The organism is Parabacteroides merdae ATCC 43184 (assembly GCF_025151215.1).
Classification (GTDB): Bacteria; Bacteroidota; Bacteroidia; order Bacteroidales; family Tannerellaceae; genus Parabacteroides; species Parabacteroides merdae.
The window spans coordinates 99,065-109,605 of the sequence record NZ_CP102286.1; the positions used below are offsets into that span (position 1 = coordinate 99,065).

At 46.8% G+C, this 10,541-nt stretch carries 8 protein-coding genes and 1 tRNA gene; 8 read left to right on the forward strand and 1 reads right to left on the reverse strand.

Features of this window, described 5'->3' with window-relative positions:
* Positions 1-25: 25 nt before the first annotated feature.
* From NQ542_RS00400 to NQ542_RS00425, 6 genes are all read left to right on the forward strand, one after another.
* On the forward strand, positions 26-1,006 hold the full coding sequence (locus NQ542_RS00400; protein WP_370686446.1) for a DUF3810 domain-containing protein: 981 nt from the start codon (positions 26-28) through the stop codon (positions 1,004-1,006).
* An 85-nt stretch (positions 1,007-1,091) separates the two neighbouring features.
* On the forward strand, positions 1,092-4,517 hold the full coding sequence (gene ileS, locus NQ542_RS00405) for an isoleucine--tRNA ligase (RefSeq protein ID WP_005641527.1): 3,426 nt from the start codon (positions 1,092-1,094) through the stop codon (positions 4,515-4,517).
* Positions 4,518-4,657: 140 nt separating this feature from the next.
* Complete coding sequence (locus NQ542_RS00410) at positions 4,658-5,038, forward strand: TraR/DksA family transcriptional regulator (protein WP_005641525.1); 381 nt, start codon at positions 4,658-4,660, stop codon at positions 5,036-5,038.
* The gene (locus NQ542_RS00415; protein WP_005641523.1) at positions 5,039-5,653 is read left to right on the forward strand and encodes a lipoprotein signal peptidase; all 615 of its coding nucleotides are present in this window, start codon (positions 5,039-5,041) and stop codon (positions 5,651-5,653) included.
* A gap of 8 nt (positions 5,654-5,661) precedes the next feature.
* Positions 5,662-6,471, forward strand: coding sequence for a DUF4296 domain-containing protein (locus tag NQ542_RS00420; RefSeq protein WP_005641521.1), 810 nt, complete (start codon positions 5,662-5,664; stop codon positions 6,469-6,471).
* A gap of 8 nt (positions 6,472-6,479) precedes the next feature.
* Positions 6,480-6,914, forward strand: coding sequence for a hypothetical protein (locus NQ542_RS00425; RefSeq protein ID WP_005651096.1), 435 nt, complete (start codon positions 6,480-6,482; stop codon positions 6,912-6,914).
* Here NQ542_RS00425 and NQ542_RS00430 read toward each other — a convergent pair.
* On the reverse strand, positions 6,834-7,604 hold the full coding sequence (locus NQ542_RS00430; RefSeq protein ID WP_005641520.1) for an RNA methyltransferase: 771 nt from the start codon (positions 7,602-7,604) through the stop codon (positions 6,834-6,836). The two genes, NQ542_RS00425 and NQ542_RS00430, sit on opposite strands and share 81 nt — an antisense overlap.
* 141 nt (positions 7,605-7,745) lie before the next feature.
* Between NQ542_RS00430 and tamL the strand changes: the two genes are divergently transcribed.
* Positions 7,746-10,094: a translocation and assembly module lipoprotein TamL gene (gene tamL, locus NQ542_RS00435; RefSeq protein WP_005641519.1), complete on the forward strand. Its 2,349-nt coding sequence runs from the start codon at positions 7,746-7,748 to the stop codon at positions 10,092-10,094.
* Positions 10,095-10,204: 110 nt separating this feature from the next.
* A tRNA-Arg gene (locus tag NQ542_RS00440) sits at positions 10,205-10,278 on the forward strand.
* Positions 10,279-10,541 lie beyond the last annotated feature (263 nt).

A 10,541-nucleotide genomic window follows, 5' to 3' on the forward strand; every position in this document is an offset into this window, starting at 1 on the left:
CCTTCTGGCCGGTATCTGGTGCGCCATGCGTTCGCCGGATATGGGAGAGGCGTATGCCCGGAATGTATATCCTTATATATCGGGTGCTTTGTCCTGTTTTTCTTCTCTATTTTCTTTTTCGATAGGTGATTGCCTGATATACGGTAGTATGGCCGGTTTGCTTGCTTATCTGGTTTATGCCATTGTGAAGAAACGTTCCTGGCGGGCGACAGCCGGACGGATGATCGAATATTTGTTGTGGATATATGTCTGGTTTTATCTGGCTTGGGGATTGAATTATTTCAGGAAAGACTTTTTTACACGGACGGAAATCCCGTATGCGGCTTATTCAGCCGACGCTTTTCGTTCGTTCTTATCCACTTATACAGATTCGTTGAATGCGTCCTTTGTGCCTGTCGAAAAAATAGATAAGGCCCTCGTCGCAGAGGAAGTGAAAAAGGAATATCATGAAATTGCCGGGCGTTTCTCTTTAGTCAGTCCTGCCGGGTATTTGCATCCGAAGCCGATGTTAATGCCCTTTTTGATGAGTGGAGTGGGGGTATTGGGGTATATGGGACCGTTTTTTACCGAATATAATCTGAACCCTGATCTGCTCCCGGTCCAGTATCCGTTTACTTATGCACATGAAATGGCGCATGTGTTAGGAATATCCAGCGAGGCGGAAGCGAATTTGTATGGTTTTCTCGTCTGTTCCCGTTCCGGAGTGCCGGAAATCCGGTTTTCGGCTTATTTTGCTTTGTTGCCTTATGTGTTGAGCAATGCCTACGGCTTATTGTCGGAAGAGGAGTTTAATGAATGGAAAGAGACGATCTCCCCCGAGGTAAAAGATCTTTACAACCGGAAAGTCGCTTACTGGGAGAATTTGTACAGCCCGTTTATAGGCGAGATCCAGAGTACCGTTTACAACTGGTTCTTGAAAGGAAACAACATTCCCTCCGGCCGGAAGAATTATTCGGAAGTGGTGGCATTATTGATGGCGCTGGGAAATACGTCCGGAGAGATTTGAGTCCTTGCTGTTTCCATATTGCCTAATTCGAATTAAATCACTACCTTTGCGGCAATTTTTGAGAAGATAGATAAATATAACGCATATGAGTAAGAAATTTGCCGAATACTCGAAACTTGACTTGTCGAACGTCAATAAAGAGGTGCTGAAGAAATGGCAGGATGGCGACATCTTCCATAAGAGTCTTGAAATCCGCGAAGGACATCCCTCGTTTGTCTTTTATGAAGGTCCTCCTTCTGCAAACGGTATGCCCGGTATTCACCATGTGATTGCCCGTTCGATTAAGGATATTTTCTGCCGTTATAAGACCATGAAAGGATATCTTGTCAACCGTAAGGCGGGATGGGATACACACGGACTTCCAGTAGAGCTGGGAGTTGAAAAAACATTGGGTATCACCAAGGAAGATATCGGCAAAAAGATCTCTGTGGCCGAATATAATGCCGCCTGCCGCCGTGACGTGATGAAGTTTACGAAGGAATGGACGGATCTGACACAGAAGATGGGATATTGGGTCGACCTTGAAAACCCGTATATCACTTACGACAATCGTTATATCGAAACATTGTGGTACTTGCTGAAGGAACTGTATAAGAAAGGTTTGCTTTACAAAGGGTACACGATCCAGCCGTATTCGCCGGCCGCCGGAACGGGGCTTAGCTCGCACGAGTTGAACCAGCCGGGGTGTTATCGCGACGTGAAGGATACGACTTGTACGGCTCAGTTCCGCATTCTCGATCCGAAACCGGAGATGGCGGGATTTGGCGAACCGTTCTTCTTGGCATGGACCACTACTCCGTGGACTTTGCCTTCCAACACGGCTCTTTGTGTGGGTCCAAATTTCACTTATGTGGCTGTTCAGACCTATAATCCATATACAGGTATGCCGATGACGGCTGTTTTGGCTAAGGACTTGTTGAATGTGTATTTCAATCCGAAAGCCGCCGATCTGGCTCTGACCGATTATAAACCGGGCGATAAACTGGTGCCGTTCAAAGTGGTCGGCGAATGGAAAGGACCGGAACTGGCCGGCATGCATTACGAGCAGCTGATCCCGTGGGTCAATCCGGGAGAAGGTGCTTTCCGGGTAATCACCGGCGACTATGTGACGGTGGAAGATGGTACGGGTATCGTACATATCGCTCCGACTTTCGGTGCGGATGACGACCGTGTGGCAAAAGCAAGCGGCGTACCTCCTTTGATGATGATCGACAAAGATGGGAACCGCCGTCCGATGGTCGATATGACAGGTAAATTCTATCTGCTGGAAGACCTCGATCCCGAGTATGTTCAGGAGCATATGAATGCGGCCGACTACGACCCGTGGCAGGGCAAGTTCGTGAAGAACGCTTATGATGCGACCAAAGGCGAAAAAGACGAAACGCTGGATGTTGAAATCTGCATGATGCTGAAAGCACAGAACCGTGTGTTCCGCATCGAGAAGCATGTGCACAACTATCCGCATTGTTGGCGTACGGACAAGCCTGTGTTGTACTATCCGCTGGATAGCTGGTTTATCCGCACGACCGCTTGCCGCGAACGGATGATTGAACTGAACAATACGATCAACTGGAAACCGCAGAGCACCGGCACGGGACGTTTCGGCAAATGGTTGGAAAACCTTCAGGACTGGAACCTGAGCCGTAGTCGCTACTGGGGAACGCCGTTGCCTATCTGGCGTACCGAAGACGGGGCGGAAGAAATCTGCATCGGTTCGGTTGAAGAACTGTACAATGAAATTGAGAAATCCGTAAAAGCCGGGCTGATGGAGTCCAACCCGTATAAGGAATTGAAATTCCAGCCGGGCGAATATACGAAGGAGAACTACGAAAAGATCGACCTGCACCGTCCGTATGTGGATGATGTGATTCTGGTTTCCGAAAGCGGTAAGCCGATGAAGCGCGAGACCGACCTGATCGACGTATGGTTCGATTCCGGCGCGATGCCTTATGCTCAGATTCATTATCCGTTCGAGAACAAGGAAATCTTCGACGACCGCAAGGTTTATCCGGCCGATTTCATCGCCGAAGGCGTCGACCAAACACGCGGATGGTTCTTCACTTTGCATGCGATTGCTACGATGGTATTCGACAGCGTTTCGTATAAAGCTGTCGTTTCGAACGGATTGGTATTGGACAAGAATGGCAACAAAATGTCCAAACGTCTGGGTAATGCCGTCGATCCGTTCGCCACGATTGAGCAGTACGGTTCCGATCCTTTGCGCTGGTACATGATTACGAACGCCTCTCCGTGGGATAACATCAAGTTTGATATCGACGGTATCGAAGAAGTTCGCCGCAAGTTCTTCGGTACATTATATAATACATATTCGTTCTTCGCCTTGTATGCGAATGTGGACGGTTTCGATTATTCCGAACCGGATGTGGATTGGAAAGAACGTCCCGAAATCGACCGTTGGATTCTGTCGTTGCTGAATTCGTTGGTAAAGGATGTGGATGGATTCCTGGATACATACGAACCGACCCGTGCCGGACGTGCGATCTCTGATTTCGTAAACGATAACCTGAGTAACTGGTATGTGCGCCTGAACCGCCGCCGTTTCTGGGGTGGAGGTATGACGACCGACAAGTTGTCCGCTTACCAGACTTTGTACACTTGTCTGGAAACGGTCGCCAAGTTGATGGCTCCGATCGCGCCGTTCTATGCAGACCGGTTGTTCTGTGACCTGATCGCCGCTACCGGACGCGAAAAGGTTGAATCTGTCCACCTGTCCGAATTCCCGGTTTGCAATGAGGCAATGATCGACAAGGACCTGGAAGAACGTATGCAGATGGCTCAGGATGTGTCTTCTATGGTGCTGGCTTTGCGCCGTAAGGTGAACATCAAGGTGCGTCAGCCGCTTCAAACCATCATGGTCCCGGTTGTGGATGCCCACCAGCAGGAAAGCATCGAAGCCGTGAAAGCGCTGATCTTGAACGAGGTCAATGTGAAGGAACTGAAGTTTGTCGATAATGCCGCCGGTATTTTGGTGAAGAAGATCAAGCCGGACTTCAAGAAGCTGGGTCCGCGTTACGGCAAGATCATGAAGGCATTGGCCGCCGCTATCCAGGCGATGAGCCAGGACGAAATCAATGCGTTCGAGAAAGCCGGAACATTCACGCTGACCTTCGAAGGACAGGAGGCGATGATCGAACGTGCAGACGTCGAAATCATCTCCGAAGACATACCGGGCTGGTTGGTTGCGAACGAAGGCCGCTTGACGGTGGCGCTGGATATCACCGTGACGGAAAACCTCCGCAAGGAAGGGCTGGCGCGTGAGTTGGTAAACCGTATCCAGAACCTGCGTAAGAGCAGCGGTTACGACATTACTGACAAAATATCCGTCACTGTCCTTTCGAACGATGGGATGGACGAGGCGATCAAGGACTTCAATTCCTATATCGCAAACCAGGTGTTGGCTGTATCAGTGGAAATTACGGATGTGATCAGCGACGCGACCGAGATGGATTTCGAAGACTTCAAGCTTTCGGTCCGGATCGAAAAAGCATAAATATTCAATGAATAATGAATAATTAATAATGAACAATGGAAGAATTGCTTATATTTGTGGGCAAGAGAAAAGGAAATCTTTCTCATTGTTGAATTATTCATTATTCATTCTTGATTGTTAATTATTAATTTAAATGAACCATGGCAGAAAAGACAAGATATTCGGATGCCGAACTCGAGGAGTTCCGCGCCATAATATTGGAAAAGCTGGAAAAGGCGAAAAAAGATTATGACCTGTTGAGATCCGGTGTCACCAATTCTGACGGCAATGATGTCGCCGATACATCTCCTACGTTTAAAGTATTGGAGGAAGGTGCTGCGACTTTATCGAAGGAAGAGGCCGGTCGTTTGGCACAACGCCAGATGAAGTTTATCCAGAACTTGCAGGCGGCATTGATCCGGATTGAGAATAAGACATACGGTATTTGCCGCGAGACCGGTAAATTGATCCCGAAAGAAAGATTACGTGCAGTACCTCACGCTACGTTGAGTATCGAAGCTAAACAGGGAGGTGCCAAGTAAATGAGATATTCCAAAGGTTGGGGAGCAGCGTTGATTGTGATGCTGCTCCTTATTCTTGACCAGGCTCTTAAAATATGGATTAAAACTCACATGCAGCTGCATGAGAGTATCGAAATTACTCCGTGGTTTTATTTGTACTTCACCGAGAATCCGGGAATGGCTTTCGGGATAGAAGTGATCGGTAAGTTGTTTTTATCGGTATTCCGTATTATAGCTGTCGGCTTTATCGGTTATTACCTGTATAAGCTGGTGAAACAGAATTATGCCTTTGGCTTTATCGCCTGTATCTCGTTGATCTTTGCAGGGGCTATTGGGAACATCATCGACTCTATATTCTATGGGGTGGTGTTCGATCATAGTTTTGGACAGGTAGCCTCATTTATGCCGGAGGGTGGAGGCTATGCCAGTTGGTTGCACGGGAAAGTGGTCGATATGTTCTATTTTCCTTTGATACAGACGGTGTTGCCCGAATGGATTCCGGTGTGGGGAGGAGAGGAGTTCATCTTTTTCCGTCCGATCTTTAACTTGGCCGATTCGGCGATTTGCGTAGGCGTCTTTTTGTTGTTGCTGTTCTACCGTCATACATTGTCGACAAGTCTCTCAAAAGAAAAATAAAAGAATTGATGCGGAACAGGCTGCATAGATATAGATATAATGTCGTTTTGTTGCTGGCAACCTGGTTGGTTGCCTGTAGCAAAGTACCGGATGACATTCTTTCGGAAAAGAAAATGCAAGCTGTACAGGTGGATATGCAATTGGCAGAAGCTATGATTAACTTGGACAGCAAGGCGTTTTCCGATAATGCCCGTAAGGAGGCTCTATATCAGTCCATCTTCCGCAAATACGATATCACACAAGCCGAGTACGACAGTTCGCTCATTTGGTATGGACGGCATCTGGATATTTATATGAAGGTGTATGACCGTGTGCTGGCCGATTTGAATAAACGGCAGAAAGCGTTAGGCGACGTACAGGCTTTGGCTGCACCTGTTTCCAAACAGGATTCGGTGGATATCTGGCCTCGTCGCACCTCTTTAAGATTGGAGCCCGATGCTCTGTTTAACGGTGTGACGTTCGACATCAAACCGGAAACGAACTATTCGTCCGGCAGCACGTTTGTGTTGGGGATGAATGTCTGGGGTATCAATAAAGGGATGGTCTATAAACCGGAAATACGCATAAGTGCTGATCAGGGCGATACGATCGTGACTGTCAATGACAAGGTGCTTCGTGATGGTTATCATGAAACCGTTTTGAAGACAGTTCCGACTAAACAGGTCAAACGTGTGTACGGTTATATCTTTATGAACAATGCCGATTCTTCCTACTACAAAGTTTATTTGGACAGCTTGAACCTTATGAAATATAATTACGGTCGTCTGACCGATATGGCAAAAGATTCGTCTGCCGTAAAAATATCCACAGCGGAATAAAAAGTGTTATGCGCCGGATCGCTTCCCATTATATCTATTGGAGACAGTTCTACCGGCTGCACTATGTCGAGTTGAATGATAACGGCGTATTGGCCGGAATTTTCCCTTTGGAAGGGGAAATTGCGGGTACGGAGTTCTATGACGGCATCTTGATCCTTGTACCTATTCCCGCGCTTGACGCAGGGGTGCAGGAGAACAAGCGGTGTCATCAGGATTCTTATTCTGACACATCTTTTGTAATTCCGAGTCAAGCGCGGGAACAGGGCACTTTTGACATGCTGCCGGGAGAACAGTTGGCAGATGCCTTGGAACGTCAAGGTTTTACAGGTATTGCTGAAGCGGGTTCGCCTGTTTGTGTACTGTTATTGGGCGGCATTCCCCTGGCAACGGCGAAATTCGGCGCAGATGACAGCCGTAGCGATGGCTACATTCAAAGACTCTGATGTTTCTCTTTCGGGTGGAAAGCTTGGAATATAAAGTTTTTGATTAATCAACTTTTCTATTTGCGGACGTATTCCGTTCCCTTCGTTCCCCATCACGATGATTCCGTTTGCCGACAATTCCTTTGTGTACATGTTTTCTCCGTCGAGGAATGTACCGAACAACGGAATTTGTCTTGCCGCCTGGGCTTTCAGGTAGTCTTCCAGTTCCGTGTAATGGACTTTTACATGTGCCAGTGCGCCCATTGTGGCCTGCACAGTCTTCGGACTGAAGACATCTGCGGTGTCGGGGCTGCAAACGATATGTTCGATGCCGAACCAGTCGGCAAGGCGTATGATGGTTCCGAGATTTCCAGGGTCCTGTATGCCGTCTAAAGCTAAAACGAGCGAGGTAGAAGGATCGGCTTCGTCGAGCGACCAGTCCGGGCGCTTGAACACGGCAAGTACATCCTGCGGGTTTTTCAAGAAACTGGCTTTACGGATGTCATCCCCTTCCGCTTCCAATAGTTCTTTCGCCGGAATGTTTCCCTGCATCGCCATCCAGGATGGTTTGGCGAGAATCAGTTCGCATTCGAAAGCAAACATCATGTCGGCAACCAGTTTGTTTCCTTCGGCAACGAATGCATTCAGTTCGTTCCGATATTTCTTCATTTCCAATGAATGGATGTACTTTACTTTCCCCTTGCTTAGCATCTTTACTCTTTTTATGCGGCAAAGGTAATTGGTTTTTACGATTTATGATTTATGATTTGTGATTTATGTGTTGTTGATAAATCATAAATCATAAATCATAAACCACATTTTATTTTTACATTTGCGTGCGTAAAAACTTGAATGATGAAGGGAATCCAAACACTATATTTCATTTGTTTCCTATTGTTGTTAATCTCCTGTAGCTCGACAAAATATGTAGGCGAAGGAGAATACCTGTTGGACAAAGTGGAGATTGTGTCGGATGGCAAGACTTATAAAAACAGCGATTTGAAGCCTTATTTGCGCCAGCAACCCAACTTTAAAGCATTCGGGCTGATGAAATGGCAGTTGTTTGTGTACGATTGGTCGGGCCGGAACGAGAAGAAATGGATCAATAAACAGCTTCGCCGGATGGGAGAGGCTCCCGTCATTCTGGATACGACGCTGGTAACGCAGTCGGTTGACGAGTTGAAACGTTTCTTTATCAATAAAGGATATATGAATGCCGAAGTCTCGGCTTCTATTGATACTTCACGAGTCAAAAAGGCTGTCGTGACCTATAGGATCGTCCCTAACACTCCTTACCGGATTCATAATTATTCGATGGATTTGAGCGATCCTAAGATCGATAGCATTGCTAAGCTCAAACCGCCTCACCGTTCCGTGCTGGCTTCGGCTTTTCGTACTTATTCCGACGATTATACTTCTCTGATAAAAGACAGTGCCTTGTTTGACCGCGATGTGCTGGACAAGGAGAGGCAACGCATTACGACTTTGCTTCGTCGGCGTGGTTATTATGCTTTCAACCGGGATTACCTGTCTTATATTGCCGATAGCTCTTTGAATCGGAATATCGTAGATTTGGATATGCTTCTGAAACCGTACCGTTTGCAGAAGCCTGACGGGACGGTGGTCGACACGTTACATCGTCAGTATTACATTAAAGACGTTTCGATTGTGACCGATTATGACCCGTTGACGTTAGAGGAAAACAACGCTATGCCTTACGATACGGTTCGAACTGACGGTATTGATATCCTATACGGCAAGAACGGCAGAAGTATCCGTCCGGGAGTCTTGCGCAAGAGCAATTATATCATGCCGGGACGCTTGTATAACGAGCGGACGGTGGAGCAGACCTATTCTTCGTTTGCCACGCTGCGTGCTTTGCGTAATGTAAATATCCGTTTTTCGGAGGTCGAAGAGAACGACACGATGAAGCTTAATTGTACGATCTTGACTTCTCCCGCAAAACTGCAAGGTTTTGGGGTCGATCTGGAAGGGACGAATTCGGCAGGGGATTTTGGATTTGCTTCCAGTTTGAGTTATCAGCACCGAAACTTGTTCAAGGGCTCGGAGGTTTTTTCTGCTAAAGTACGCGGTGCATACGAGGCGTTGACCGGCAGCCAGTCGGAAGGAAACAACTTTTGGGAATTCGGTGCGGAAGCATCTGTTTTGTTTCCCCGTTTCCTGTTCCCCTTCTTGCATGAAAATTTCCGTCGTAAGATTCGTGCAACGACCGAACTGAAGGTGAACTACAGCATACAAACACGTCCGGAATTCAAAAGAGCCATCGTCTCTGCAGGATGGAATTATATCTGGCAGGAGCGGAGCAATATGCAGGCGCGCCATGTGTTCAAGTTGTTGGACATTGACTATGTGCACTTGCCGAAGATAAGTCAGTCGTTTAAAGATTCGTTGCCTGAATCTACTTTGCTTTACAATTTTACCGACCAGTTTATTGTCGGTTCCGGTTATACCTATTCTTTTAATAATTATGATCCTCAGAATCGTTTGAGGAATACGCATTCCGTTCGCTTCTCCTTCGAGATGGCAGGCAACTTGCTGTATGGGCTTTCCCGTCTGACTGGTGCGGATAAGGATGACGAAGGGCGCTATAAATTGTTTGGGATTAATTATGCCCAGTTTGTGAAAGGGGATATAGATTTCAGTAAAAGTATCGTGTTGGACAATCGTAACAAGTTGGCTTTCCACATTGGTATCGGAGTCGGTTATCCGTATGGTAACTCGAAGATGCTACCGTTCGAACGCAGCTATTTCTCTGGAGGTGCAAATAGTGTCCGCGGTTGGTCCGTACGTTCGCTCGGTCCCGGTAGCATGCCGCTCGATTCGGTCAAGTCCTTTGCCCAGCAGATCGGTGATATCCGTCTGGATCTGAATTTGGAATACCGAACGAAACTATTTTGGAAATTCGAGATGGCGGCCTTTATTGATGCCGGTAATATTTGGACTTTCCATAAGGATGAGAGCCGTCCGAACGGTAACTTCGATTTTTCCCGTTTCTACAAAGAGATTGCCGTCTCTTATGGATTAGGTCTCCGCCTCGATTTCGATTTCTTCCTGATCCGTTTCGATACCGGTATGAAAGCCTATAACCCGCAGGAAAGTGGCAGAAGGAAATGGGCTATCCTGCATCCGAACTTTGGCAGTAACTTCGCGTGGCATTTTGCGGTGGGATATCCGTTCTGATTTTATTTCCTTCTTTATGTAGTTCGACTACATATGAATTTAGGAGGAAAAATAACAAAAATATTTGCTTGTTAAAATAATATTACTACCTTTGCACCGCAAATAAGGATGGTTCCGTAGCTCAGCTGGATAGAGCAACGCCCTTCTAAGGCGTGGGTCGAGCGTTCGAATCGCTCCGGAATCACATGATTTGAAAAAAATACCTGGTAGATTAAACATTTACCGGGTATTTTTTTGTATACTCAGTTGTGTTTTGTATGGATTACTTTTTACCGGACATATGTCTCGCACAGGCAATGGCAGTGAAAACTGTTTCGTAGAGATTTAAGTTATTGAACAATCGGTCAGGTCGATACCTAGTCAAATAAGGTGATAGAAAATAGCCGTTTGCGGGTTGAAACGGAACGATTATCCCTGTTAAGATGTTTTTCTTGATCAAATCTGCTA